Source organism: Synechococcus sp. Cruz-7E5 (genome assembly GCF_024345995.1).
Classification (GTDB): domain Bacteria; phylum Cyanobacteriota; class Cyanobacteriia; order PCC-6307; family Cyanobiaceae; genus Regnicoccus_A.
In genome coordinates this window covers 168,889-191,329 of record NZ_JAGQCE010000004.1, presented here as the reverse complement: position 1 = coordinate 191,329, position 22,441 = coordinate 168,889, and the positions used below count along the sequence as shown (strand labels likewise).

At 65.7% G+C, this 22,441-nt stretch carries 34 protein-coding genes and 1 tRNA gene; 28 read left to right on the top strand and 7 right to left on the bottom strand.

Annotated elements, in window-relative coordinates; translation table 11 throughout:
• Positions 1 to 14: 14 nt before the first annotated feature.
• Entirely contained in the window at positions 15 to 884 is an 870-nt protein-coding gene (locus KBY77_RS07290) for a prephenate/arogenate dehydrogenase (RefSeq protein ID WP_255102873.1), read from the bottom strand.
• Between the two features lie 42 nt (positions 885 to 926).
• On the opposite strand from KBY77_RS07290, the gene KBY77_RS07285 reads away from it, so the two are divergent.
• From KBY77_RS07285 to KBY77_RS07275, 3 genes are all read left to right on the top strand, one after another.
• Entirely contained in the window at positions 927 to 2,360 is a 1,434-nt protein-coding gene (locus KBY77_RS07285; protein ID WP_255102872.1) for a helicase, read from the top strand.
• A gap of 68 nt (positions 2,361 to 2,428) precedes the next feature.
• Positions 2,429 to 2,674: a DUF2839 domain-containing protein gene (locus tag KBY77_RS07280; RefSeq protein WP_255092413.1), complete on the top strand. Its 246-nt coding sequence runs from the start codon at positions 2,429 to 2,431 to the stop codon at positions 2,672 to 2,674.
• An 87-nt stretch (positions 2,675 to 2,761) separates the two neighbouring features.
• Positions 2,762 to 3,142, top strand: a complete 381-nt coding sequence (locus tag KBY77_RS07275) for a DUF1815 family protein (RefSeq protein WP_255102871.1) — start codon at positions 2,762 to 2,764, stop codon at positions 3,140 to 3,142.
• A 22-nt stretch (positions 3,143 to 3,164) separates the two neighbouring features.
• On the opposite strand, the gene recA is transcribed toward KBY77_RS07275, so the two are convergent.
• The 6 genes from recA to KBY77_RS07245 all read right to left on the bottom strand — a co-directional run bounded on the left by recA (position 3,165) and on the right by KBY77_RS07245 (position 8,769).
• Entirely contained in the window at positions 3,165 to 4,364 is a 1,200-nt protein-coding gene (gene recA / locus KBY77_RS07270; RefSeq protein ID WP_255102870.1) for a recombinase RecA, read from the bottom strand.
• Between the two features lie 178 nt (positions 4,365 to 4,542).
• Positions 4,543 to 5,292: an HAD family hydrolase gene (locus tag KBY77_RS07265; protein WP_255102869.1), complete on the bottom strand. Its 750-nt coding sequence runs from the start codon at positions 5,290 to 5,292 to the stop codon at positions 4,543 to 4,545.
• Between the two features lie 17 nt (positions 5,293 to 5,309).
• Positions 5,310 to 5,381 (bottom strand) — tRNA-Gln (locus tag KBY77_RS07260).
• A 157-nt stretch (positions 5,382 to 5,538) separates the two neighbouring features.
• A complete protein-coding gene (locus tag KBY77_RS07255) occupies positions 5,539 to 7,236 on the bottom strand; it encodes an AAA family ATPase (RefSeq protein ID WP_255102868.1) in 1,698 nt (565 codons plus the stop codon).
• Positions 7,237 to 7,262: 26 nt separating this feature from the next.
• Complete coding sequence (locus KBY77_RS07250) at positions 7,263 to 8,318, bottom strand: LdpA C-terminal domain-containing domain (RefSeq protein ID WP_255102867.1); 1,056 nt, start codon at positions 8,316 to 8,318, stop codon at positions 7,263 to 7,265.
• A complete protein-coding gene (locus tag KBY77_RS07245) occupies positions 8,308 to 8,769 on the bottom strand; it encodes an NAD(P)H-quinone oxidoreductase subunit N (protein WP_255102866.1) in 462 nt (153 codons plus the stop codon). The genes KBY77_RS07250 and KBY77_RS07245 overlap by 11 nt, the downstream gene beginning before the upstream one ends.
• Positions 8,770 to 9,181: 412 nt before the next feature.
• Here KBY77_RS07245 and rplC point away from each other — a divergent pair, with 412 nt between their 5' ends.
• The 25 genes from rplC to rplQ all read left to right on the top strand — a co-directional run bounded on the left by rplC (position 9,182) and on the right by rplQ (position 22,430).
• Entirely contained in the window at positions 9,182 to 9,829 is a 648-nt protein-coding gene (gene rplC, locus KBY77_RS07240; RefSeq protein ID WP_255102913.1) for a 50S ribosomal protein L3, read from the top strand.
• An 11-nt stretch (positions 9,830 to 9,840) separates the two neighbouring features.
• Complete coding sequence (gene rplD, locus KBY77_RS07235; RefSeq protein WP_255092212.1) at positions 9,841 to 10,476, top strand: 50S ribosomal protein L4; 636 nt, start codon at positions 9,841 to 9,843, stop codon at positions 10,474 to 10,476.
• Positions 10,469 to 10,771 (top strand): 50S ribosomal protein L23, encoded by a 303-nt coding sequence (locus tag KBY77_RS07230; protein WP_094555099.1) that lies wholly within the window; start codon positions 10,469 to 10,471, stop codon positions 10,769 to 10,771. Before rplD ends, KBY77_RS07230 begins: the two co-directional genes overlap by 8 nt.
• A gap of 15 nt (positions 10,772 to 10,786) precedes the next feature.
• A complete protein-coding gene (rplB, locus tag KBY77_RS07225; RefSeq protein ID WP_255102865.1) occupies positions 10,787 to 11,650 on the top strand; it encodes a 50S ribosomal protein L2 in 864 nt (287 codons plus the stop codon).
• Positions 11,651 to 11,685: 35 nt separating this feature from the next.
• Positions 11,686 to 11,961: a 30S ribosomal protein S19 gene (gene rpsS, locus KBY77_RS07220; RefSeq protein WP_006173352.1), complete on the top strand. Its 276-nt coding sequence runs from the start codon at positions 11,686 to 11,688 to the stop codon at positions 11,959 to 11,961.
• 13 nt (positions 11,962 to 11,974) lie between these two features.
• Positions 11,975 to 12,334 carry a 50S ribosomal protein L22 gene (gene rplV / locus KBY77_RS07215; RefSeq protein ID WP_255092215.1) on the top strand — a complete coding sequence of 120 codons (360 nt, stop codon included), beginning with the start codon at positions 11,975 to 11,977 and terminating at the stop codon, positions 12,332 to 12,334.
• Positions 12,335 to 12,353: 19 nt separating this feature from the next.
• Positions 12,354 to 13,082 carry a 30S ribosomal protein S3 gene (gene rpsC / locus KBY77_RS07210; protein ID WP_255092216.1) on the top strand — a complete coding sequence of 243 codons (729 nt, stop codon included), beginning with the start codon at positions 12,354 to 12,356 and terminating at the stop codon, positions 13,080 to 13,082.
• A 16-nt stretch (positions 13,083 to 13,098) separates the two neighbouring features.
• Entirely contained in the window at positions 13,099 to 13,560 is a 462-nt protein-coding gene (gene rplP, locus KBY77_RS07205) for a 50S ribosomal protein L16 (RefSeq protein WP_255102864.1), read from the top strand.
• A 4-nt stretch (positions 13,561 to 13,564) separates the two neighbouring features.
• Positions 13,565 to 13,780, top strand: coding sequence for a 50S ribosomal protein L29 (gene rpmC / locus KBY77_RS07200; protein ID WP_094555103.1), 216 nt, complete (start codon positions 13,565 to 13,567; stop codon positions 13,778 to 13,780).
• 17 nt (positions 13,781 to 13,797) lie between these two features.
• Positions 13,798 to 14,049 (top strand): 30S ribosomal protein S17, encoded by a 252-nt coding sequence (gene rpsQ / locus KBY77_RS07195; RefSeq protein ID WP_006173347.1) that lies wholly within the window; start codon positions 13,798 to 13,800, stop codon positions 14,047 to 14,049.
• 12 nt (positions 14,050 to 14,061) lie between these two features.
• Positions 14,062 to 14,427: a 50S ribosomal protein L14 gene (gene rplN, locus KBY77_RS07190; RefSeq protein WP_094555104.1), complete on the top strand. Its 366-nt coding sequence runs from the start codon at positions 14,062 to 14,064 to the stop codon at positions 14,425 to 14,427.
• 1 nt (position 14,428) lies between these two features.
• Positions 14,429 to 14,785 carry a 50S ribosomal protein L24 gene (gene rplX, locus KBY77_RS07185; protein ID WP_255102863.1) on the top strand — a complete coding sequence of 119 codons (357 nt, stop codon included), beginning with the start codon at positions 14,429 to 14,431 and terminating at the stop codon, positions 14,783 to 14,785.
• Between the two features lie 84 nt (positions 14,786 to 14,869).
• Positions 14,870 to 15,409 (top strand): 50S ribosomal protein L5, encoded by a 540-nt coding sequence (gene rplE / locus KBY77_RS07180; protein WP_255102862.1) that lies wholly within the window; start codon positions 14,870 to 14,872, stop codon positions 15,407 to 15,409.
• 20 nt (positions 15,410 to 15,429) lie between these two features.
• The gene (gene rpsH / locus KBY77_RS07175; RefSeq protein ID WP_006173343.1) at positions 15,430 to 15,831 is read left to right on the top strand and encodes a 30S ribosomal protein S8; all 402 of its coding nucleotides are present in this window, start codon (positions 15,430 to 15,432) and stop codon (positions 15,829 to 15,831) included.
• Positions 15,832 to 15,846: 15 nt separating this feature from the next.
• Positions 15,847 to 16,386, top strand: coding sequence for a 50S ribosomal protein L6 (gene rplF, locus KBY77_RS07170; protein ID WP_255102861.1), 540 nt, complete (start codon positions 15,847 to 15,849; stop codon positions 16,384 to 16,386).
• Between the two features lie 32 nt (positions 16,387 to 16,418).
• Entirely contained in the window at positions 16,419 to 16,784 is a 366-nt protein-coding gene (rplR, locus tag KBY77_RS07165) for a 50S ribosomal protein L18 (RefSeq protein ID WP_094555108.1), read from the top strand.
• A 13-nt stretch (positions 16,785 to 16,797) separates the two neighbouring features.
• Positions 16,798 to 17,463: a 30S ribosomal protein S5 gene (gene rpsE / locus KBY77_RS07160; RefSeq protein WP_255102860.1), complete on the top strand. Its 666-nt coding sequence runs from the start codon at positions 16,798 to 16,800 to the stop codon at positions 17,461 to 17,463.
• 5 nt (positions 17,464 to 17,468) lie between these two features.
• Complete coding sequence (gene rplO / locus KBY77_RS07155; protein WP_255102859.1) at positions 17,469 to 17,921, top strand: 50S ribosomal protein L15; 453 nt, start codon at positions 17,469 to 17,471, stop codon at positions 17,919 to 17,921.
• A gap of 133 nt (positions 17,922 to 18,054) precedes the next feature.
• Entirely contained in the window at positions 18,055 to 19,371 is a 1,317-nt protein-coding gene (secY, locus tag KBY77_RS07150; RefSeq protein WP_255102858.1) for a preprotein translocase subunit SecY, read from the top strand.
• 48 nt (positions 19,372 to 19,419) lie between these two features.
• Entirely contained in the window at positions 19,420 to 19,968 is a 549-nt protein-coding gene (locus KBY77_RS07145) for an adenylate kinase (RefSeq protein ID WP_255102857.1), read from the top strand.
• Positions 19,969 to 20,013: 45 nt separating this feature from the next.
• On the top strand, positions 20,014 to 20,127 hold the full coding sequence (gene rpmJ / locus KBY77_RS07140) for a 50S ribosomal protein L36 (protein ID WP_006173336.1): 114 nt from the start codon (positions 20,014 to 20,016) through the stop codon (positions 20,125 to 20,127).
• Positions 20,128 to 20,221: 94 nt separating this feature from the next.
• On the top strand, positions 20,222 to 20,587 hold the full coding sequence (gene rpsM, locus KBY77_RS07135; protein ID WP_255102856.1) for a 30S ribosomal protein S13: 366 nt from the start codon (positions 20,222 to 20,224) through the stop codon (positions 20,585 to 20,587).
• A gap of 67 nt (positions 20,588 to 20,654) precedes the next feature.
• Entirely contained in the window at positions 20,655 to 21,047 is a 393-nt protein-coding gene (rpsK, locus tag KBY77_RS07130; protein WP_094555114.1) for a 30S ribosomal protein S11, read from the top strand.
• Positions 21,048 to 21,097: 50 nt separating this feature from the next.
• Positions 21,098 to 22,036, top strand: a complete 939-nt coding sequence (locus KBY77_RS07125; RefSeq protein WP_255092226.1) for a DNA-directed RNA polymerase subunit alpha — start codon at positions 21,098 to 21,100, stop codon at positions 22,034 to 22,036.
• Positions 22,037 to 22,079: 43 nt separating this feature from the next.
• The gene (rplQ, locus tag KBY77_RS07120; RefSeq protein ID WP_185464197.1) at positions 22,080 to 22,430 is read left to right on the top strand and encodes a 50S ribosomal protein L17; all 351 of its coding nucleotides are present in this window, start codon (positions 22,080 to 22,082) and stop codon (positions 22,428 to 22,430) included.
• Positions 22,431 to 22,441: the final 11 nt, after the last annotated feature.

The window sequence follows — 22,441 nt, the reverse complement described above, 5'->3', positions numbered from 1 at the left end:
CCCAGGCCAGGGGGTCAGAGAAACTCAGGCCGCAGGTCCCGGCAGGCCTCCAGTTCCCGCCCCAGTCCGTCCCAGTCGTGCTGCTCAAGAAGACCTTCAAGGCCGTCGAGGGCCTGGCGGTAGTAGCCAAGCGCCTCGGCCAAGGCGGCGCGGTTGCTCTGCGCCATCAAGGTGCCCAGCTCCGGATTGCCGCCGCCCACCCTGGTCGTGTCGGCGAAGCCGCTGGAGGCCAGGGCACGCACCAGTTGGGGCAAAGCCGCCTTGGACGACGCCTCTGCCCCATGCTCCGCCGCCCGCAGCAGGGCGGCGCCCACGAGCACCGGCAGGTGGGAGATCAGGGCCACGGCCCGGTCGTGGTCCTGGGCGTCGCACACCAGCCACTGGGCCCCGAGGGCAACTGCCATGGCGCGAACCTGCTCCAGCGCTGCGGGGTCGGTCTGAAGCGTTGGGGTAGCCACCCAGGGCCGGCCGCGAAACAGGTTCGGCAGACCAGCCTCCACCCCGGCCGCGATCGTGCCGGCCATCGGGTGGGTAGCCACGAAGTGGGGAACGAGCGACTCCCAGGCCGCCAGCACCGGTGCCTTCACCGAGGCCAGATCGGCGATCACCGCCCCCTTCGGCAGGGCCGCCAGCAGATCAGGCGAGGGCTCCAGCAACTGATCGAGCGGCAGAGCCAGCAGCACCATCGCGCAGCCCTTGAGCACCGCCGGATCCGTACTCACCTGGCTGGCCAGGCCCCGCTGCCGTGCTCGCTCCGCCGTGGCCGGGCGATGAACCAGGCCGCGCACCTCAACGCCCAGTGCCATCAGGTCAAGGCCGATCGAGCCGCCGATCAGGCCCAGGCCCACCACTCCCACCGGTCGTTCATGCCAGAGGGTTGTCATCGCTGGTACGGCCCACTGGCTCCACCTTCCTACGATTCCTCGATGTTGGAAGCCCGCGCCCACCAGCAGCTCAAGCAGCTCCTGCGCCAGGAGGGCGGCATCCGCTGGCCGCACCACCTGACCATGAGCCGGCTTGTGGCCCGCAGCCTGCGGCGCGCCGATCACACACTTGTGCGGCTGGCCCCGGGCAGCGACCCCGACTGGCTGGTGGGCCTGCTTGTGCCCCTGGCACTGGGGGAAGCCGCGATCGCCCTAGTGGTCAGCGACCCCCTGCGCCGACGCCTGCAGCAGGTGGAAATGCCCAGGCTGAAGACCGTGGGCCTGCAACTGCCCTGCTGGGAAGGATCCGCGGGCGCCCCCGGGGTGGCTCCCCTCTGGCTTCTGAACCACGCTGAGCTGGAGCTGGCCTGGCGCCAGGGCCAGCTAGCGGAGCGGCAACTGGTCGTACCTGAGGCCGAGCAGCTGCACCAGCAACTGCGCCTGGCCCTGGACCGTCCGATCGACAACGGCGACTGGGAGCGGCTGCGTCGGGTTCTGCCCAGCGCCGAACCCAGCCTGCTGGCGCTGCATGAGCGCATGAGTCGTCGAATCTTCGCCCATCCCCCCACACCCTCGGGCCTGGTCCCGATCAGTCCCGAGGAGGAAGCTCCTCTGCGGCACCTGCTGGCGCTGCTGGGGCCCCTACCGGAGGCCTGGCAACTCTGGCGGTCCGCTGTTGGACCCGGCTGGACCAGCTGGGCCAGCGTCGACCGGCAGCTGCTGCAGTGGCGTCTGCACCGCCAGCCGCTCGAACCTCTGGAGGCCATGGAGGGCCTGCTCCACAATCGCGGCGTCGTGCTGGTCGGTCAGTTCGGGCGGAGTGCCGCTTTGACCGGCATCAATCCCCAGGTGAATGTGAACCTCTCGGATCCACCACTCTCCGATCCGCTGCCGCTCTATGCCCCCCTGGGCCAACCCTTCCCGAACAGCCCGCACTTCGGCACCCATCTGCTCGATCACTGCCGGCGACTGGTGTTGGGCCAGAGCGGCCTGACGATCGTGCTGGTGGATGAGCATTCCCAGCGGCTCAGCCTCGCCAGCGCCCTGGCGGCGGAGTTCGGCCGGCGGGTAGGACATGAAACCACCGCACCCGAGAGCAACGGAGTGATCTGCTGCGGCTGGCAGTGGTGGCTGGACCACCAGGGGCGGCTGCCGATGCCGCGCCAGGTGATCGTCGGGCCACTGCCCATCGCCAGCCTCGAAGACCCACTCACGGCAGCACGGGTCAACCGGCTGCGCCAGGCTGGCCGCGATTGGTTCCGAGAACTGCTGCTGCCGGAGGCCATGACCCGTCTCCAGCTGGCGCTGGCGGGGCTGCGCCGGGGCGGCGGGCGGCTGGCGGTGCTGGACGGTCGCCTGCGCAGCCGCAGCTGGGGGCACCAGGTGCTCAGCGCCCTGGAGCCATGGGTGGCACTGAACAGATTGTTACCGCTCTGAACACGACAGGATCAAGTGACCCCAGCGATGCCCGTAGCCTGGTGCCAGCCAGGATGTCGCCGGGAAGCATGGGAGAGGCCAAACGCCGCTCGGAACAGGGTTTACCGCCCCGGGGGCCGCAGAAGAACCCCAGCTCCGCCAAGGACACCTCCCCGCGGCTGGCCCCTTGGCTGCCATTGACCCGCCGCCAGGCAGACCGCTTTGTTCAGGTCTCCACCCAGGGGGCTTGGGTGGGCATTGCAGCCCTGGTGCTGTTCTGGGTCACAGTCCGCTTCATCGGACCATCTGTCGGCTGGTGGACCCTCTCCGATTGAGCGGGTGCGCCTTTGCCCACACCAGCCTTCAGCCGTGGCAGAAAGTGGAAGAAAACCTTAGGATCACCCCAATTCCTGAGCTGACCGATGTTTCCCCGCCTCGCTGAGCAATACCGCTCCGTAGTGCTCGACCTGGTGATGAGCCTGCAGGCCCTGGCCAGCAGCCTGCAGCGCAAAGGACTGGTAGCCACCTGCTACGTCTGCGGTGATGGCCGAGATGGCCATGGTGCCTCATTCGTGGCCGACCTCGGAGACGCTCACATGGTGCGCTTTCTCGTCTCCGATTTCGGGATCAGCTGGGTGGAATCTCGCAACGGCTGCGAACTTGTGAAGCTCGAAGGCGCCGAGGCCATCCAGGAACTGCAGCGGGTTGCCACCTTCCTGCAGGACTCTCAACCGTCCGCCCCAACTCCTGCGGCCACCGGGCAAGATCCCGAGGCCAGCAGGCTTGAGGTTCCGCTGATCTGAGCTGTGCTTCGCCTGCCTGATCTCAGCTGACAGCAGGCTCCAGAGCATCAGCACCGTGCTCCATGGCTGATTCGGTGGATTCCGAGACAGACGAAGCGCTCGAGCTCGTGGCGGCGAGCTTGGCGGCCGCCGCTGCCAGTGGCTTGAGCGAATTGGCGGTCACATCAGCACCATCGGTGAGCTTCCGCCGGACCTCGGCCTCGATCAGCTCCTTCTGCTCCGGGTTCTGCTCCAACCAGGTGATGGTGTTGTCGCGGCCCTGACCGATGTTGTCACCGCCGTAGCTGTACCAGGCACCCTTGCGGACCACCACACCGGTTTCCTCGGCCAGGTCAAGCACACAGCCCAGGGTGCTGATGCCACGGCCGAAGAGAATGTCGAACTCGGCGATTCGGAACGGGGGCGCCACCTTGTTCTTGGCCACCTTCACCTTGGCGCGGATGCCGTATTCCTCCGTGCCGCGCTTGAGGGTCTGGATGCGACGGATATCGAGCCGCACCGAGGCATAGAACTTGAGGGCGTTGCCGCCGGTGGTGGTTTCAGGGTTGCCGTAGGTGACGCCGATCTTCTGGCGCAGCTGGTTGAGAAAGATCACCGTGCAACCCGACTTGCCGATGTTGCCGGTGATCTTGCGCATCGCCTGGCTCATCAGGCGGGCCTGGCTGCCGACGGCAAGATCACCCATTTCACCCTCAATCTCAGCCCGCGGAGTGAGAGCAGCCACCGAGTCGACAACAACGATATCGACGGCGGCGGAGCGCACCAGCTGATCGACGATCTCCAGTGCCATTTCACCCGTATCGGGCTGGGACACCAGCAGATTTTCAATATCAACACCCAGGGCAGCGGCATAAACCGGGTCGAGCGCATGCTCCGCATCCACAAAGGCGGCCACCCCGCCACGGCGCTGCGCTTCGGCGATGGCATGGAGGGTGAGGGTGGTCTTGCCGGAACTCTCTGGCCCATAGACCTCCACCACCCGGCCCTTGGGATACCCGCCGCCCAGGGCAAGATCGAGAGTGAGGGCACCGGTGGACATCGTTTCAACCCGCATCCGGGAGGCATCCCCCAGGCGCATGATCGAGCCCTTGCCGAAGTTGCGCTCGATCTGGCCGAGCACCAGGTTGAGGGCCTTGTCGCGCTCAGCTGCGCCGGCCGCTGACGCGCTTGAGGAGCGGGGCTGGGCCGACCTGAGGTCGGTGCTCTTGGGGTCGACAGGCATGGTCAGAAGAAAACGAAGGAACGGGCCGGAAAGGGACGGACCCTGGGGGATGTCGCCGTGCGGCCTCACAGCTACAGGTGCCACCAAAGCCGATGGATGTATCAAGGCGGTGGCAAAACAGCGGCAGCAGGCCCCTGACGCCGGGTAACTCAAATTAGTACAGGCGTACGCTAGCGGATCAGGGCCACGTAGCCAAGGGGGCCGCGAAGGCCGCAGGCTCCAGCACCGCCAGCCCCTCGGGCAAAGCAATCAGATCGTGGGGCCCCAGGTAACCCCAGCTCACCAGGAAGCAGCGCACCGCCTCCAGTCCAGCGGTGGAGCGCACCGCCTCGAGCGTGGACCGGCGGTCCTCGATGAACCAGAGCGGCCGCTGCAGCGTGCGCAGGCGCAGCAGCACCTCGGGCTTGCTGCCGTCCTCGTGGCCGAAGGTGTACAGGGGAACGAGGTCGTGGGCCGTCAGCAGCTCCCGGGCGAAGGCGCCGCCCTTGGTGGTGAGCACGGCCCAGTCGGCCGCCTCCGCCGCCAGGGCCCGCAGCCGCTGCGGCACTCCGGGGTAGGGCCGGTGCAGCGCCAGCCAATGAAGACGATCGGCCTCAATGGCCTGCCGGCGCACCTCTTCGAGGGCCGTCTGCAAGATCTCGGGGCTCCAGCCCCAGTGGGCCAGCGCTGGAGCCAGGGCCTGGTCGTAGGCCGCACCCGGGGCGGTGAGGTCGCTGGAGCTGCGGGACAGCTCCGCGGCCACCAGCACCATCTCCCAGCCCTTGTGGATCAGCGGGCGCAGCCGGGCGAAGGCAACGGGAGCCTGCTCGGGAAGGGTGAGGTCCGGCCGCAGCCTCAGGGCCGCCTGGCGAGCTGCCCACCAGTACTCCGCCATGCCGTCGACGAGGACGCCATCGAAATCGAACACCAGCAGCGGGCCGGGGGTCACGCAGGGATCTCTCAGAACTGGGCCGCTAGGATTCGAACCTAGGAATGGCGGGACCAAAACCCGCTGCCTTACCACTTGGCGACGGCCCAAAGCTCCAGTGGCGGCCTTCCAATCCAATCGATCCATGTGGATGGATACAGGTTGGTCGGTCGCTTTACCGGTTGCCCTGTTAGTTACCCACAGCGGGCCGTCCTTCGTCAATCTCTGAATGCCGGCGGCGAACCTGCCTACCGCAGCCCGGCCGTTTCATGGAGGGAAGACCCGCAGCCGCCGCAGGTCGCCGCTGCCGAATTCGGCACTGCGCAGGCCGTAACCATTCACCTGATCGGCCTGGATGAGGCGCACTGAAGGACTTCGGGGCAACAGCTCCACCGGCCGGCCATGGGGAAGCACCACCTGCTCCACCGCCAGACGGCATTCCTCCATGGCGCCATGGGCGTCATCAGGGGCGCTGGCAGGGCTCGTCGATGCTGCCGCCCCGTCTCCGCCGCGACGGCGCAACAGCCTCTCCACACCGCGTTGGATCTGGGGAAGGGTGTCGGCCTTGATCACCAGGATCGGCACATGACGCTCAAGGGCCTGGCTGCGTACCTGGGGTTCGCGACCCAGCTGCTGGCGCAGGCTGAGCACCGCATCGGCATCCTCCACCTGGCTGACGCGCTGCACGGGCAACTGACGGCTGCGCACCACCTGCTCCAGCAACTGAGGGCTGACCCCGCAGCAGTAGAGGCGCAGGGGAGGGGACGCAGGGGAGGGTGGTGTCGAGCGGCGATGGGGCGGGAGCAGCTCCGGATCGGGCAGGGGCACGGGTGCCAGGGATGGACTTGGGGCTGCGCGGTCCCCAGCCAGAAGCGGGCCACGCCGCGGCATCCGGGGGGGAGAGCGAAGACCGGGATCGGGATCATCGAGGCGCAGCAGGCCGTCGCTGCCCAGCTCACGAACCTGGGGACGGACCGGCTGCCCACGCAGCTGCTGGTCAACGGTGCGGGCCACGTCGCGGTGTACCAGCCAGCGGCTGCGGCTGTGCATCTCCACCGCCAGGGGGAAGGTGGGGTCGGCGCAGCGCTCGAGCACCGTCTTCTGGGAACCACGCCGGCGGGCCTCCTCATCCCCCAGGGTGACCGACTGAATGCCCCCGATCAGATCGGCCAGGGTGGGGTTCTTGATCAGGTTGGCCAGCTCGTTGCCGTGGGCTGTGGCCACCAGCATCACGCCACGCTCGGCAATGGTGCGGGCAGCCTGGGCCTCGAGTTCTGTGCCGATCTCATCGATCACGATCACCTCGGGCATGTGGTTTTCCACCGCCTCGATCATCACCTGATGCTGTTGCTCAGGCCTCGCCACCTGCATGCGTCTGGCCCGGCCGATGGCGGGATGGGGAATGTCTCCGTCGCCGGCGATCTCATTGCTGGTGTCGATCACCACCACCCGCCGCTCCAGGTCGTCGGCCAGCACCCGGGCGATCTCCCGCAGGGCCGTGGTCTTGCCCACACCGGGCCGTCCCATCAGCAGCAACGACTGGCCACTGTCCAGCAGGTCGCGCACCATCGCCACCGTGCCGAACACAGCCCGGCCCACCCGGCAGGTGAGCCCGACCACCTCCCCACCCCGGTTGCGGATCGCACTGATTCGATGCAGGGTGCGCTCGATACCGGCCCGGTTGTCGCCACCGAAGGACCCGAGCCGCTGCACCACCGCCGCAAGATCGGACCGCTCGATCGGCCGATGATCCAGCAGCTGGGCTCGGCCCGGATAGCGAGCTTCGGGTACACGGCCCAGGTCGAGCACCACCTCCAGCAACTGATCACGGCTGATCGGGCTCGCCAGCGCTTCAGCGACACGCTCGGGCAACACCTCCAGCAGGCGGTCGAGATCGTCAGTGATCCGCTGCGGGGTGATTGGCCGGGCAGCCGCGGCAATGGCAGCAACGCTTGGACTGGGCATGGACACGGCCCATCTGAATCGACGTTCTAGCCATCGGCGGCCAGCCAGGGGGAGACAAGCTCCTGCGCCAGCTCCAGGGCCTGGGGCCAGAGGGCAGGCTCATCGAGCAGACGCCGGCCACGGCGCTCCGCCTCCAGTACCAGCGGAGAGAGCAGCCGGCGGGCCAGACCACCGAAGGCCACCCCGGCGGCGGCAGTCCGGGCGGCCTGAGCGCCACCGCTGCGCTGGCGCAGCAGGGGCAGGCTGCGGCCGTTGGTTCCGCCCGCGAGCTGCAGAGGCCCCGGGGGCGCCAGCCGGCGCAGGGCGAGCAGCAGGTTGACGGCGGCATGGGCCGTGCCATCGCCCACATCGCCACTCATCGGGCGGCCATCGAGTTGCCAGAGGGGCTTGAAGCGATGGCGTCGCAGCAGGCCGAACCGCTGCCAGAGCTCGCTGGCCAGGGTCGCCGGGCTGGCGTCAGGGGGGGCGCCAGTGGCAGCCGCACCGGCCTCAAGACCACAACTCACGGCCAGCCGCCGCAAGGGCAGGCCCGAGGCCGCCACCTGCTCCAGGCGCCGGGCGAAGGCCTCTCCCCGGCCCAGGCAGGTGTGGATCTCCACCGCATCCGGGCGCAGGCGAGCCAGGAGCTCCGGCACTGCCGATGCTTCGAGCCCATGACTCTGGGCCTCGATCAGTCCGTGGGGACAGGCGGGCAAGCAGCGGCCACAGCCGTAGCAGCGCTCCCTGGTCACACCGGCCCCGGTCGGGATCGCCTCTGCCGGGCAGACACGGGCGCAGGGCCTGGGGCAGTCGGTCGGACAACGGCTGGGATCGAACCATGCCTTGCGGAAGTGGGGATCGTCGCCGTCGCTGAGGCTGAGCATCAGCCAGGGGGTACTCAGCTCAGGCCGCTGCTCACGAGCCCAGCGCAGGCCCCGGCGGGCGGCAGCCACCACGGCTTCATCAGCGGCCACGTCAATGCAGTGAACCCCAGCAAGGGCGTAGAGCCCGCAGAGGTCTTCGATGGAAGCGAGATCCTGATTGCTGGCCCCGCAGATCAACTTGACCCAGCGACCGCAGGCCAGAGCCTGCTCAGGCGGCAACCATCTCCTCCAGGGGCGTCCAGCGCAGACTGCGGGAGCCGCCCAGCTCCGCCACGATCTTCAGCCGGGGCTCGCGCCGGGTAAGCGCACAGAGCGACTGCAGCTCCGCCGAGGAGAGCACTTGAGCCTCCAGCAACCACAACACCATGGGCTTGATGCCCTCCAGCAAGGCCCCCAACTGGGGCATCACCCGCTGCACCTCACCCACGGCGGCCCCGCGGCCAACGCTTTGATGACCGAGGTGGGGCGGCCGAACCCCATGACTCTGGAACAGGAAGACCTCGGGGTCGCCCAGGCCCCGGGCCGAAGTGATCTGAGCGCCGTAGCCTGCTGCGCGCAGGCGGCGAAGCAGTCGGGTTTCAGCACCTCCTTCCAGGGGTGCATAAAGGGCGAGGGCGCCGGCCTTCTCCAGGTCCTGACGGAAGCGGCGACCTGAGAGCAGCAGAGGCATGGGGCAGCTTCAGAACTGTTAGCGGAAGTCTGACAGGGGAGAGAAGGCTCTGGCCTCGAGCCATGCAGTATGGTGTTCGCTTGTGCATCTGATCTGCGCCCGACCGCTAGCCGGGCCTCCGGATCTGTGCGCGGGATCGTCGCTGGCGACGATCTCTTCTGGCCAGTGCGGCCAGGCTTGCCGGTTTGCTCCGCGCAATGCCTGACCGCCGGGATACTGCCGCCTTGCCCAGCAGGCGCGGACAAGTCCCAGCCAACTGTTTCGCCAACCGCTAGCCCAGCCGAAACCGCCCCGGATCTCCCGCTTCCCAGCGGCTCAGGGTCCAGGTTTCTGGCCAAGCGCGACTGCACGATTCAGTACCAAGTGGTTCGCACCTGTGCGCGCCACTGTCCTGCTGGCGTTTCTCCCTCCTATGTCCTTCGGCATCCTTGGGAAGAAACTGGGCATGTCTCAGTTTTTCGACCCCAACGGCAAATCCATCCCGGTCACCGTGATCGAGGCTGGTCCTTGCCGCATCACCCAACTCAAAACTCTTGCCACCGACGGCTACAGCGCCGCTCAGATCGGTTTTGGTGAGATCCGCGAGAAGCTCGTCAACAAACCTGCGGCCGGTCACCTGGCCAAGTCAGGCGACGAGCTGCTGCGTCACCTGCAGGAATACCGGCTGGAGTCCCTTGACGGCCTCGAGCTTGGCGCCTCCATCACAGTCGAGGCCTTCGAAGCCGGACAGAAGGTGGACGTCAGCGGCGACACGGTCGGCCGGGGCTTTTCCGGTTACCAGAAACGCCATGGCTTCAGTCGGGGTCCGATGAGCCACGGCTCCAAGAACCATCGCGAACCCGGATCCACCGGCGCCGGCACCACGCCGGGTCGGGTTTATCCGGGCAAACGCATGGCGGGCCGCTACGGCGGCAAGCAGATCACCACCCGCGGCCTCACCATTCTCAAGGTGGACCATGAGCGCAACCTGCTGGTGGTGAAGGGTTCGGTGCCCGGCAAGCCCGGCGCCCTGCTCAGCATCCGTCCCGCCCTGCGGGTCGGCGCTAAGGCCGCGAACTGAGGAGAAATCAGATGGTGAATTGTGTTATTCGCGACTGGCAGGGAAAGGAGGCCGGCGAGGCCAGCCTTGATCTGAAAGTCGCCAAGAAATCATCCGCAGCCGACCTGGTGCACAGGGCGGTGGTCAGGCAGCTGGCCAATGCCCGTCAGGGCACCGCCAGCACCCTCACCAGGGCGGAGGTCCGTGGTGGTGGACGCAAGCCCTATAAGCAGAAGGGCACGGGCCGGGCCAGGCAGGGCTCGATTCGCACCCCCCTGCGCCCTGGTGGTGGTGTGATCTTCGGGCCCAAGCCACGTAGCTACACCCTGGCGATGAACCGCAAGGAACGTCGTCTGGCTCTGCGCACGGCCCTGATCAGCCGCGCCGCAGACATCCTGGTGGTCAAAGGCTTCGCTGCCGATCTTGAGGTTCCCAAAACCAAGGAGATCGTGGCGGCCCTGGAGCGCTGGCAGGTGCCGGCGGGCAGCAAGGTGCTGCTCGTGATCGATGCCCCCAGCGACGTGGTTCGCCGCTCGGTGCGCAACCTTGAGAAGGTGAAGCTGATCGCCGCTGATCAGCTCAACGTGTTCGACCTGCTCCACGCCAATGTGCTGGTGTTGAGCGAAGAGGCACTGGCGAAGATTCAGGAGATCTACGGCGATGACTGAACGTTTCAATGGCCGGCTGGCGGATGTGATCCGCAAGCCGCTGATCACCGAAAAAGCCACCCGTGCCCTGGAACTCAACCAGTACACATTTGAGGTGGATCCCCGGGCCGCCAAGCCCGACATCAAGGCTGCCGTCGAACATCTCTTTGATGTGCACGTGGTCGGGGTGAGCACCATGAATCCCCCTCGCCGCAGCCGGCGGGTCGGGCGCTTCGCCGGCAAGCGTGCCCAGGTGAAGAAAGCCGTGGTGCGCCTCGCCCCTGGCGATGCCATCCAGTTGTTCCCAGAGGCCTGAGGGGTCTGAATCGTTATGGCAATCCGCAATTACCGCCCCTACACCCCCGGCACCCGCGGCCGCTCCTCCAGCGACTTCAGCGAAGTCACTGAGCGGCGTCCCGAGCGTTCGCTCGTGGTGGCCAAACACCGCCAGAAAGGTCGCAACAACCGCGGTGTGATCACCTGTCGCCATCGGGGTGGCGGCCACAAGCGCCTCTACCGCCTCGTTGACTTCCGCCGTGACAAAACCGGCGTGGTCGCCCGGGTGGCCGCCATCCACTACGACCCCCACCGCAACGCGCGGCTGGCGCTGCTCTTCTACACCGACGGTGAGAAGCGATACATCCTGGCTCCCGCCGGAATATCAGTGGGCCAGACGGTCGTATCGGGCCCCGAAGCCCCGATCGAAGTGGGCAACGCCCTGCCGCTCTCGGCCATTCCTCTCGGATCCAGCGTCCACAACGTCGAGCTCTATGCAGGGCGTGGCGGTCAGATGGTGCGTACCGCCGGTGCCAGCGCCCAGGTGATGGCAAAGGAAGGCGACTACGTCGCCCTCAAGCTGCCCTCCACCGAGGTTCGGCTGGTTCGCCGTGAGTGCTTCGCCACTCTTGGCGAAGTGGGCAACGCTGAAGTGCGCAACACCAGCCTCGGCAAGGCCGGTCGCACCCGCTGGCTCGGGCGCCGTCCCCAGGTGCGCGGCAGTGTGATGAACCCGTGCGATCACCCCCACGGTGGTGGTGAAGGCCGGGCTCCGATCGGCCGCTCCGGTCCTGTCACACCCTGGGGCAAACCTGCCCTGGGCCTGAAAACCCGCAAACGCAACAAGCCCAGCAATCGGTTTGTGCTGCGGAAGCGTCGCCGCACCTCCAAGCGGAGCCGTGGCGGACGGGATTCCTGATGCTCAACACCGCACTGCTGTCTGCCTGATTCGCTATGGGACGTTCACTCAAAAAAGGCCCTTTCGTCGCCGACCATCTGCTGCGCAAGGTCGAAGCGCAGAACAGCGCTGGCGACAAGACCGTGATCAAGACCTGGTCACGGGCCTCCACCATCCTGCCGATGATGATCGGCCACACCATTGCCGTCCACAACGGCAAAAGCCATGTGCCGGTCTACGTGACCGAGCAGATGGTGGGCCACAAGCTGGGGGAATTCGCCCCCACCCGCACCTTCCGGGGCCACATCAAAGATAAAAAAGGTGCCCGTTAAGGAGCGAATCACCATGGCCAACACCACCACCCCCAGTCAAGAAGCCCGCGCCCACGGCCGCTACATCCGCGGTTCCGTGTCCAAGGTGCGCCGGGTGCTCGATCAGATCCGCGGCCGCACCTACCGCGAAGCGCTGATCCTGCTCGAGTTCATGCCCTACCGCTCCACCGGACCGATCACCAAGGTGCTCCGTTCTGCCGTGGCCAACGCCGAGCACAACATGGGGCTCGATCCGGCCTCGCTCGTGATCAGCACCGCCATCGCCGATATGGGTCCCTCCCTGAAGCGCTTCCGGCCACGGGCCCAGGGCCGTGCTTACGCCATCAAAAAGCAAACCTGCCACATCAGCATTGCTGTGGCTCCTTCCGCCTGACCCCCGAGGACACCGCCCGATGGGACACAAGATCCATCCAACCGGCCTGCGCCTGGGGATCACCCAGGACCACCGCTCCCGTTGGTACGCCCCCAGCAAGACCTACCCGATCCTCCTCCAGGAAGATGACCGGATCCGCTGCTTCATTCATAAGAAGTACGCCTCAGCCGGAATCAGCGATGTGCTGATCGCCCGCAAGGCCGATCAGCTGGAGGTCGAGCTCAAGACAGCCCGGCCTGGTGTGCTGGTGGGACGCCAGGGCAGCGGCATCGAAGAACTGCGCGCCGGCATCCAGAAAACCGTCGGTGATCGCAACCGCCAGGTGCGCATCAACGTGGTGGAAGTGGAGCGGGTTGACGCCGATGCTTTCCTGCTGGCCGAATACATCGCCCAGCAACTGGAGAAGCGGGTTGCGTTCCGCCGGGTCATGCGCATGACCGTGCAGCGTGCCCAACGGGCAGGCGTGCTCGGCCTCAAAATCCAGGTGAGCGGACGCCTCAACGGCGCCGAAATCGCCAGGACCGAATGGACCCGGGAAGGCCGGGTTCCGCTGCATACCCTCCGCGCCGACATCGACTACGCCACCAAGGTGGCCTCCACCACCTATGGGGTGCTGGGAATCAAGGTGTGGGTGTTCAAAGGAGAAGTGCTTCCTGGTCAACAGGAAAAACTCCCCGTCGGGGCAGCACCACGGCGCCGCGCCAATCGCCGGCCCCAACAGTTCGAAGACCGCTCCAACGAGGAGTGAGCAGGAAGCCTGAACCATGCTGAGTCCACGTCGCGTCAAATTCCGCAAACAACAGCGAGGCCGCATGTGCGGTGTCGCCAGCCGGGGCAACACCATTGCCTTCGGTCAGTTTGCGCTGCAGGCCCAGGAATGCGGGTGGATCACCTCCCGACAGATTGAGGCCAGCCGCCGGGCCATGACCCGCTACGTCAAGCGGGGCGGAAAGATCTGGATCCGGATCTTCCCTGACAAGCCCGTCACCATGCGCCCTGCTGAAACCCGAATGGGTTCTGGTAAGGGCAACCCCGAGTTCTGGGTGGCTGTCATCAAGCCAGGTCGCATTCTCTTTGAAATGGGCGGTCCCGAAATCACCGAAGCCATTGCCAAGGAGGCCATGCGCCTGGCTCAGTACAAGCTCCCCATCAAGACCAAGTTCCTGGCCCTTGAGGAGCAGGCGAGCGCGGTCGAACCGGAGACCACCGTTCCTGTGGAGTCCTGAACCCATGGCCCGTCCTGACATCGCCGAGGTGCGCAAACTCACCGACGCCGAAATCAGCGAACAGATCAATGGCTGCCGCCGCGATCTATTCGATCTGCGCTTCCAGCAGGCCACCCGCCGTCTGGAACAACCCCACCGCTTCAAGGAAAGCCGCATCAAGCTGGCCCACCTGCTGACGGTGCAGAAGGAGCGTCAGAGCTCCGCCCCCTCCGCCTCCTGATCCCCCCCACACCACCCATGGCACTCAAGGAAAGGGTCGGCGTCGTCGTCAGCGACAAGATGGACAAAACTGTGGTGGTGGCGGTTGAAAACCGCTTCCCCCATCCCATCTACCAGAAGACCGTCAGCCGCACCACCCGTTACAAAGCCCACGACGAGGACAATCGTTGTCGCGTGGGGGATCGGGTCCGCATCACCGAAACTCGCCCCCTCAGCCGTACCAAGCGCTGGGCAGTAGCCGAAGTTTTCACCACATCCGGCGCGAGCTGAGAAGATCCCACCATGATTCAGCAGGAAACTTATCTCAACGTCGCTGACAACAGCGGTGCGAAGCGTATCCAGTGCATTCGGGTGCTGGGCACCAATCGTCGCTATGCCCACGTGGGCGATGTGATCGTGGCCGCCGTCAAAGATGCGATGCCCAACATGGGCGTCAAGAAGTCGGATGTGGTCAAGGCCGTGGTGGTTCGCACCAGGGCCACCCTGCGCCGGGACACCGGCAATGCGATTCGCTTCGACGACAATGCCGCCGTGATCCTGGGCACCGACAACAACCCCAAAGGCACCCGGGTGTTCGGACCCGTGGCCCGGGAACTGCGGGAGCGCAACTTCACCAAAATCGTGTCTCTCGCCCCGGAGGTGATCTGAGATGGCCACAGCCACCCCAAAACCCAGGCCCGTTCACAGGGTCAAGATGCGCATCCGCAAGGGTGACACAGTCAAGATCATTGCCGGCAAGGACAAGGGCAAGACCGGTGAGGTCCTGCGCACCCTTCCCGATGAGAACCGTGTGGTCGTGCAGGGCATCAACCTGCGCACCCGCCACATGAAGCCCACTCAAGAAGGCGAATCAGGCCGCATCCTCACCGAGGAGGCCTCCATCCACGCGTCCAACGTGATGGTGTTTTCAACCGCCAACAACGTCCCCAGCCGGGTGGAGCTAGTCGTCGATACCGACGGCACCAAGAAGCGCCGCCTCAAGAAGACGGGTGAAGTTCTTGCCTGAGTGCAAGGACGACCGCTCCCACCGCTGAACGCAACCCCGTCCGCTTTCTGACAAAGCCCAGAAGCGCATTCCCCTACCCCCGCCATGTCACTCAAACAGCGCTATCGGGAGACGATCCAGCCCAAGTTGCTCAAGGATCTGACCCTCTCGAACATCCATGAAGTCCCCAAGGTGGTGAAGGTCACCGTCAACAGGGGTCTTGGCGAAGCCGCCCAGAACGCCAAGGCTCTTGAAGCCTCGATCAGCGAGCTGGCCACGATCACCGGACAGAAGGTGGTGGTGACGCGCGCAAAGAAAGCCATCGCCGGCTTCAAGATTCGCCAGGGCATGCCGATCGGCGTGGTTGTCACCCTGCGGGGAGACCGGATGTATGCCTTCCTGGAGCGCCTGATCAGCCTGGCCCTGCCGCGCATCCGCGACTTTCGCGGGGTCAGCCCCAAGAGCTTCGACGGGCGGGGAAATTACACCCTGGGGGTGCGGGAGCAGATCATCTTCCCCGAAATTTCCTACGACAAGATCGACGCCATTCGTGGCATGGACATCACCATCGTGACCAGCGCCCGCAACGACGAAGAGGGCCGGGCCCTCCTCCGCGAGATGGGAATGCCGTTCCGCAGCAACTGAGCCCTCCTCGGATCCCAACCATGGCCAATCACGACCCGATTTCCGACATGCTCACCCGCATCCGCAATGCGAGTGAAAAGAAGCACCAGACCACCAAGGTGCCCGCTTCACGCCTTTCCCACAGCATCGCCAAGGTGCTGCAGCATGAAGGCTTCATCGCTCAGATCAGCGAGGAGGGAGAAGGCGTCGAACGCTTCCTCGTTCTCGAGCTGAAGTACAGCGGCAAGCATCGTCAGCCCACAATCCGCTCGGTGCAGCGGGTCAGCAAGCCTGGCCTGCGCATCTACAAGAACACCCGTCAGCTTCCCAAGGTCCTCGGCGGCCTCGGCGTGGCGATCATCTCCACTTCAAAAGGGGTGATGAGCGACCGTGATGCCCGCAAGCAGGGCGTTGGCGGTGAAGTGCTTTGCTACATCTATTGATCTGGGAGTTGATCCATGTCACGTATTGGTAAAGCGCCGATCCCCATCCCCGACAAGGTGAACATCACCTTGGCTGGTCTGGCGGTCACGGTCAAAGGCCCCAAGGGTGAGCTCAGCCGCACCCTCCCCGATGGTGTGGCGGTCAGCCAGCAGGAGAACACCCTGGTGGTCACCCCTTCCAACGGAAGCCGCCGCTCCCGGGAGCGTCACGGCCTCTGCCGCACCCTCGTCGCCAACATGGTCGAGGGCGTCAGTCAGGGCTTCACCCGCAAGCTCGAGATCATCGGCGTGGGCTACCGCGCCCAGGTCCAGGGCCGAAAGCTTGTGGTCAGCGCCGGCTACAGCCATCCTGTGGAGGTCAACCCCCCCGAAGGCGTGAGCTTCACGGTCGAAGGCACCACCCAGGTGATGGTGTCCGGGGCCGACAAGGAGCTGGTGGGCAACGAAGCCGCCAAGATCCGAGCCATCCGGCCGCCTGAGCCCTACAAGGGCAAGGGCATCAAGTACGCGGGAGAGCGCATCCTGCGCAAGGCCGGCAAGACCGGTAAGAAATGAGGCCTGCCTGAGCGTTCCCACCCTGTACTGCCATGTCCACCCTTTCCAGAAAACAGCAGACCCAGAAGCGTCATCGCCGTCTGCGTCGCCATCTCAACGGAACCTCCGACCGTCCGCGGTTGGCGGTGTTCCGCTCCAACAATCACATCTACGCCCAGGTCATCGACGACGCTGCCCAGACCACCCTCTGTGCGGCATCGACCCTCGACAAGGATCTGCGCAGCAGCCTCGAGTCCAGCGCCTCCTGTGACGCCTCCGTCGCCGTAGGTCAGCTGCTGGCCACCCGTGCCATCGCCAAGGGCATCCAGCAGGTGGTCTTCGACCGCGGTGGCAATCTGTACCACGGCCGGGTCAAGGCCCTCGCCGATGCCGCCCGGGAAGCGGGCCTTCAGTTCTGAACCGCCTCCAACCATGACCGAAACCAACGAACAGACCAGATCCAGCGACGTGCCCTCCGCGGCCGTCGGCGTTCCTGCCGCCACTGAAGGCCAGCAGGAGCGTCGCGGCGGCGGCAACCGCGGCGGCGGCGGTGGTGATCGCCGTGGCGGCGGTGGCGGCGGACGCCGAGGCGACAACCGCCGCGGCCAGGAGCGCGACTCCGAATGGCAGGAGCGGGTGGTACAGATCCGCCGGGTCTCCAAGACCGTCAAAGGCGGCAAGAAGATGAGCTTCCGCGCCATCGTCGTGGTCGGCAATGAGCGCGGCCAGGTCGGTGTGGGCGTTGGCAAGGCCGGTGATGTGATCGGCGCCGTGCGCAAGGGCGTTGCCGATGGGAAGAAGCATCTGGTCAAGGTGCCCCTGACCCGCACCAGCTCAATCCCCACCGACGGCCGTGGTGTCGACGGCGCCGCCAGCATCCTGATGAGGCCCGCGGCCCCGGGTACCGGTGTGATCGCGGGGGGCTCGATCCGCACGGTGCTCGAGCTGGCCGGTATCAAGAACGTCCTGGCCAAGCGCCTCGGCAGTAAAACTCCCCTCAACAACGCCCGCGCCACCATCCAGGCGCTGCAGTCTCTCCGCACCCACAAAGAGACGGCCAAGGAAAGGGGCATCTCCCTCGAGCAGATCTACTCCTGAGACCCATGACCCTCTCTCTCAGCACCCTCACTCCCCAGACCGGTGCCCGCCGCCGCAAACTGCGCAAAGGCCGGGGCATCGCCGCCGGCCAGGGCGCCAGCTGCGGTTTCGGCATGCGCGGCCAGAAGTCCCGCTCGGGCCGTCCGACCCGCCCTGGCTTCGAGGGCGGTCAGATGCCCCTTTACCGGCGCCTCCCCAAGCTCAAGCATTTCCCGCTTGTGAACCCCAAGCACTTCACCGTGCTGAACGTGGGCAAACTGGCCGATCTTGAGGCTGGCAGCACAGTCACCCTCGATTCCCTGGAGGCCGCTGGCCTGGTCACAAGCCCCAAGCACCCTCTGAAGATCCTCGGCAGTGGTGAGCTGGGCGTCAAGCTCAAGGTCGAAGCCACCGCCTTCACAGCCTCGGCTCGCGCCAAGATCGAGGCAGCCGGTGGAACCTGCGAGCTGATCCCCTGATCGGCCAATACCCGACCCCTGATCGTCAGGGGTCCGCCAGGCAACCAGCCGTCTGCCGCCGTTGATCGGACAGGCAGGCGGCTTTGCCATCGTTGCCCCTGTTCCGCCAGTACGTCCCTCGTCCCTTCTCGCCATGCTCGTCAGCCGGGGCCGCAACCCCAGTGCCGCGGAAATCATCACCCAGGTGATCCAGTCCAAGGGACTGAGGGATCGGGTTCTCACCACCCTGGGCCTGTTGTTGCTCGTGCGTCTGGGGATATACATCCCCGTCCCGGGCATCGATCGAGTGGCCTTCCAGCAGTTCATCCAGCAGGGCGGCCAACTGCTCGGCTTCCTCGACATCTTCACCGGCGGTGGCATCTCCACCCTGGGAGTGTTCGCCCTGGGAATCCTGCCGTTCATCAACGCCTCGATCATCCTGCAGCTGCTGACCGCGGCCCTGCCCCAGCTGGAAGACCTCCAGAAGAACGAAGGAGAGGCCGGCAGGCGCAAGATCGCCCAGATCACCCGCTATGTGGCCCTGGGCTGGGGCTTGCTGCAAAGCACCGTATTCGCGCTGATCCTGCGCCAGTACGCCCTACCTGGCATTCCCGTCCCGGTGTTCGTGATCCAGACCACCCTGGCGTTGGTCACCGGCGCGATGGTGGTGATGTGGATCAGCGAGGTGATCACCGAACGGGGGATCGGCCAAGGCGCCTCGCTGGTGATCTTCGTGAACATCGTGGCCACCCTTCCGAGGGCGCTCGGCTCCACGGTGAAGCTGGCTGAAAGCGGCGATCGGGCCACCATCGGGGGAATCGTGATCCTGGTGCTGATCTTCCTGGTCACGATCGTGGGCATCATCTTCGTGCAGGAGGGCAGCCGGCGCATCCCGATCGTGAGCGCCAAGCGCCAGGTGGGTCAGGCCAGTCTCGCCAGCCGCCAGAGCTACCTGCCGCTGAAGCTGAACGCCGGCGGGGTGATGCCGATCATCTTCGCGTCGGCGGTGGTCTTCCTGCCCCTGACGATTGCCAACATCACCAGGGCCCCCTGGCTGATCCAGCTGGCCGGCTACCTCAATCCCAACAGCAGCACCCCCTGGCTCTACGCCCTGATCTTCTTCGCGCTGATCTGTGGCTTCTCTCTCTTCTACGCATCGCTAACGATCAATCCGATCGACATCGCCACCAACCTCAAGCGGGGGGGGGTGGCCATTCCCGGTGTACGGCCCGGCTCGGCCACAGCCCAGTACCTGAGCGGCGTGCAGAACCGGCTCACCCTGCTGGGGGGGCTGTTCCTCGGAGCGGTGGCGATCATTCCCTCCGCGGTTGAAGGGGCGACCCAGGTGCGCACCTTCCAGGGCCTGGGCGCCACCTCCCTGCTGATCCTGGTTGGCGTCGCCATCGACACCGCCAAGCAGGTTCAGACCTACGTGATCTCTCAGCGCTACGAAGGACTGGTGCGGGAGTGATCCACCCCAGCCCAAAGCCACCTTTCCATTCCAGTCACCCCTCCCGCCATGTCCAACCGCCTTCTTTTCCTCGGCCCCCCAGGAGCCGGCAAAGGCACCCAGGCCCAACTGCTGGCCGCTGAACGCGATCTTCTCCATCTATCCACCGGCGAGCTGTTGCGGGCCGAAGTTGAGGCAGGTACGGAGCTGGGTGCGGAAGCCCAGGCCGTCATGGCTCGGGGCGAACTGGTGAGCGACGCCTTGGTGCTGGCGATCGTGCGGGACCGCCTGATCAGCCATGAGGGCGGCTGGTTGCTGGATGGCTTCCCCCGCAACCTCGCCCAGGCAGAAGCACTCAGTGAGCTGCTCGAGGAGCTGAACCAGCCGATCGAGTGTGTCGTGCTTCTTCAGCTCGACGACGGCATCCTGCTGCAGAGGCTGCTCAGCCGCGGGCGGGACGACGACAACGAAGCGGTGATCCGCAACCGCCTGGAGGTCTACCGCGAGCAGACAGCACCCCTGATCGCCTTCTACCGACAGCTGGGCCTGATCCGGGAAGTGGAAGCGGAGGGAGCTGTGGAAACGGTGGCTAAACGGATCGTGGATGGACTTGGTTGACTCATGTGATAGGTTAGCTGTTTGCAAAATGGAGAGCCACCGCCCATGAAGGTGCGTGCCTCAGTCAAGAAGATGTGCGACAAGTGCCGCGTGATTCGTCGCCACGGCCGGGTGATGGTCATCTGCACCAATCCCAAGCACAAGCAACGCCAGGGCTGACCTGCGCCGCGTTCTTCCTTCCCAAGTGCCCTTCGGGGCGCACCGCCCTGCCCTTGCCGGCCGGGCTCCCTCTGCCCAACTGAATCGTTTTTTCGTGGCTCGGATTGCCGGTGTCGATATCCCTCGCGACAAGAGGGTTGAGATTTCTCTCACGTACGTCTACGGGATCGGGCTCAACCGCGCCCAGAAGATCCTGTCCAAGGCCGGCGTCAATCCCAACATCCGCGTCAAGGACCTCGACGACGGTGATGTCCAGAAATTGCGGGCAGCTGCCGAAACCTTCACCCTCGAGGGTGATCTGCGCCGTCAGGAGGGCATGGCCCTCAAGCGCCTGCAGGACATCGGCTGTCTCAGAGGCCGCCGCCATCGCATGGGTCTTCCCGTGCGCGGTCAACGCACCCGCACCAATGCCCGTACCCGCCGCGGCGCCCGCAAGACCGTGGCTGGCAAGAAGAAGTAACCCGTCCGTCTGACCACGGCTCCGCCGCTCAGTCTCACCACCCCATCACCCCACCAGGCCCCCGTCCATGGCGAAGCCAGCCAAGAAATCCGGCGCGAAAAAAACCAAGCGCAATGTGCCCAACGGTGTTGCGCACATTCAGAGCACCTTCAACAACACCATCGTGTCAATCACCGACACGGCCGGCGAGGTGATTTCTTGGTCGTCGGCCGGCGCGAGCGGCTTCAAGGGAGCTCGCAAGGGCACCCCTTTCGCCGCCCAGACTGCCGCTGAGGCCGCCGGCCGCCGGGCCCTGGAGCAGGGGATGCGTCAGATCGAGGTGCTGGTGCGCGGCCCGGGCTCCGGGCGCGAAACCGCCATCCGAGCTCTGCAGGTGGCCGGCCTCGAGATCACCCTGATCCGGGATGTCACACCCTTGCCCCACAACGGCTGCCGCCGCTCCAAGCGCCGCCGGGTCTGAACATCCGCTCCCAGCCGCTCTTCGGCGTTCCTCTTCACCACCATCAGGCCGTGCATCAGTATCAGATCGATCGGGTCGAGCATCACATTGCCGACGACCGCTCCCAGACCGGTGTGTTCGTGATCGGGCCCCTGGACCGCGGTCAGGCCATCACCCTCGGCAATGCCCTGCGTCGGGTGCTGATGGGCGGCATGGAGGGCAGTGCCATCACCGCCGTGCGCATCGCCGGCGTCAACCATGAATACGCCACCATTCCCGGGGTGCGCGAAGACGTGCTCGACATCCTGCTGAACTGCAAGGAAGTCGTCGTCAACAGCCGCAATCGCGATCAGGAAATCGGACGACTGATCGTAAACGGCCCCGCCAGCGTCACAGCTGCCGACCTGCAGTTCTCCTCCCAGGTTCAGGTGATCGATTTCGATCGCCCGATCGCCACCGTGGCTGAAGGTCACTCCCTGGAGCTTGAAGTTCACGTCGAGCGGGGCGTCGGCTACCGGCCGGTGGATCGTCATCACGAGGACACCAGCGCGATCGATCTGCTCCAGATCGATGCGGTGTTCATGCCAGTGCGACGGGTGAACTACACGGTCGATGAAACGGCCGTCGGCGAAGGCGGTTCAGCCCGTGAGCGGCTTCGCCTGGAGATCGTCACCAGTGGCTCGATCACACCCGACGACGCCATGGCCCAGGCCGCCAATCAGCTGATCCAGCTCTTCCAGCCCCTGGCCACTCTGACCATGGTCGAGGAGCCTGGCCTGGAACCCGAGCCCTCGGCCGAGAGCCAGATCCCCCTGGAGGAGCTGAACCTGTCGGTTCGGGCCTACAACTGCCTGAAGCGGGCCCAGGTCAATTCGGTCTCCGACCTGATGGGCTTCAGCTACGAGGATCTCCTCGAGATCAAGAACTTCGGCTCGAAGTCAGCTGATGAGGTGATCGAAGCTCTCGAGAGGATCGGCATCTCTCTGCCCCAGAGTCGCACCACAGCCTGAGCGGCACCGTTTCCTCCCTTCCCCTTTCTCATCCCCCGGAACCATGCGACACCAGTGCCGCGTCCCTCTGCTCGGACGACCCGCCGACCAACGCAAGGCCCTCCTGCGTGGTCTCACCACTCAGTTGATCCGCGAAGGCCGCGTCACCACCACCAAGGCCCGTGCCAAGGCCCTGCGTGATGAAGCCGAGCGGATGATCACCCTTGCCAAGGACGGCAGCCTGGCCGCCCGCCGTCGAGCCATCGGCTACATCTTCGACAAGCAGCTGGTTCACTCCCTGTTCGACAAGGCACAGGAGCGATACGGCGAGCGCAGCGGGGGATATACCAGGATTATCCGCACCGTCCCACGCCGGGGTGACAACGCCGAAATGGCCATCATCGAGCTGGTCTGACACTCCAAGCC

Coding starts and splice junctions, on each gene's coding strand:
- KBY77_RS07290 (WP_255102873.1), bottom strand. CDS start 884: ATGACAACCCTCTGGCATGAACGACCGGTGGGAGTGGTGGGCCTGGGC.
- KBY77_RS07285 (WP_255102872.1), top strand. CDS start 927: ATGTTGGAAGCCCGCGCCCACCAGCAGCTCAAGCAGCTCCTGCGCCAG.
- KBY77_RS07280 (WP_255092413.1), top strand. CDS start 2,429: ATGGGAGAGGCCAAACGCCGCTCGGAACAGGGTTTACCGCCCCGGGGG.
- KBY77_RS07275 (WP_255102871.1), top strand. CDS start 2,762: ATGTTTCCCCGCCTCGCTGAGCAATACCGCTCCGTAGTGCTCGACCTG.
- recA (WP_255102870.1), bottom strand. CDS start 4,364: ATGCCTGTCGACCCCAAGAGCACCGACCTCAGGTCGGCCCAGCCCCGC.
- KBY77_RS07255 (WP_255102868.1), bottom strand. CDS start 7,236: ATGCCCAGTCCAAGCGTTGCTGCCATTGCCGCGGCTGCCCGGCCAATC.
- KBY77_RS07245 (WP_255102866.1), bottom strand. CDS start 8,769: ATGCCTCTGCTGCTCTCAGGTCGCCGCTTCCGTCAGGACCTGGAGAAG.
- rplC (WP_255102913.1), top strand. CDS start 9,182: ATGTCCTTCGGCATCCTTGGGAAGAAACTGGGCATGTCTCAGTTTTTC.
- rplD (WP_255092212.1), top strand. CDS start 9,841: ATGGTGAATTGTGTTATTCGCGACTGGCAGGGAAAGGAGGCCGGCGAG.
- KBY77_RS07230 (WP_094555099.1), top strand. CDS start 10,469: ATGACTGAACGTTTCAATGGCCGGCTGGCGGATGTGATCCGCAAGCCG.
- rplB (WP_255102865.1), top strand. CDS start 10,787: ATGGCAATCCGCAATTACCGCCCCTACACCCCCGGCACCCGCGGCCGC.
- rpsS (WP_006173352.1), top strand. CDS start 11,686: ATGGGACGTTCACTCAAAAAAGGCCCTTTCGTCGCCGACCATCTGCTG.
- rplV (WP_255092215.1), top strand. CDS start 11,975: ATGGCCAACACCACCACCCCCAGTCAAGAAGCCCGCGCCCACGGCCGC.
- rpsC (WP_255092216.1), top strand. CDS start 12,354: ATGGGACACAAGATCCATCCAACCGGCCTGCGCCTGGGGATCACCCAG.
- rplP (WP_255102864.1), top strand. CDS start 13,099: ATGCTGAGTCCACGTCGCGTCAAATTCCGCAAACAACAGCGAGGCCGC.
- rpmC (WP_094555103.1), top strand. CDS start 13,565: ATGGCCCGTCCTGACATCGCCGAGGTGCGCAAACTCACCGACGCCGAA.
- rpsQ (WP_006173347.1), top strand. CDS start 13,798: ATGGCACTCAAGGAAAGGGTCGGCGTCGTCGTCAGCGACAAGATGGAC.
- rplN (WP_094555104.1), top strand. CDS start 14,062: ATGATTCAGCAGGAAACTTATCTCAACGTCGCTGACAACAGCGGTGCG.
- rplX (WP_255102863.1), top strand. CDS start 14,429: ATGGCCACAGCCACCCCAAAACCCAGGCCCGTTCACAGGGTCAAGATG.
- rplE (WP_255102862.1), top strand. CDS start 14,870: ATGTCACTCAAACAGCGCTATCGGGAGACGATCCAGCCCAAGTTGCTC.
- rpsH (WP_006173343.1), top strand. CDS start 15,430: ATGGCCAATCACGACCCGATTTCCGACATGCTCACCCGCATCCGCAAT.
- rplF (WP_255102861.1), top strand. CDS start 15,847: ATGTCACGTATTGGTAAAGCGCCGATCCCCATCCCCGACAAGGTGAAC.
- rplR (WP_094555108.1), top strand. CDS start 16,419: ATGTCCACCCTTTCCAGAAAACAGCAGACCCAGAAGCGTCATCGCCGT.
- rpsE (WP_255102860.1), top strand. CDS start 16,798: ATGACCGAAACCAACGAACAGACCAGATCCAGCGACGTGCCCTCCGCG.
- rplO (WP_255102859.1), top strand. CDS start 17,469: ATGACCCTCTCTCTCAGCACCCTCACTCCCCAGACCGGTGCCCGCCGC.
- secY (WP_255102858.1), top strand. CDS start 18,055: ATGCTCGTCAGCCGGGGCCGCAACCCCAGTGCCGCGGAAATCATCACC.
- KBY77_RS07145 (WP_255102857.1), top strand. CDS start 19,420: ATGTCCAACCGCCTTCTTTTCCTCGGCCCCCCAGGAGCCGGCAAAGGC.
- rpmJ (WP_006173336.1), top strand. CDS start 20,014: ATGAAGGTGCGTGCCTCAGTCAAGAAGATGTGCGACAAGTGCCGCGTG.
- rpsK (WP_094555114.1), top strand. CDS start 20,655: ATGGCGAAGCCAGCCAAGAAATCCGGCGCGAAAAAAACCAAGCGCAAT.
- rplQ (WP_185464197.1), top strand. CDS start 22,080: ATGCGACACCAGTGCCGCGTCCCTCTGCTCGGACGACCCGCCGACCAA.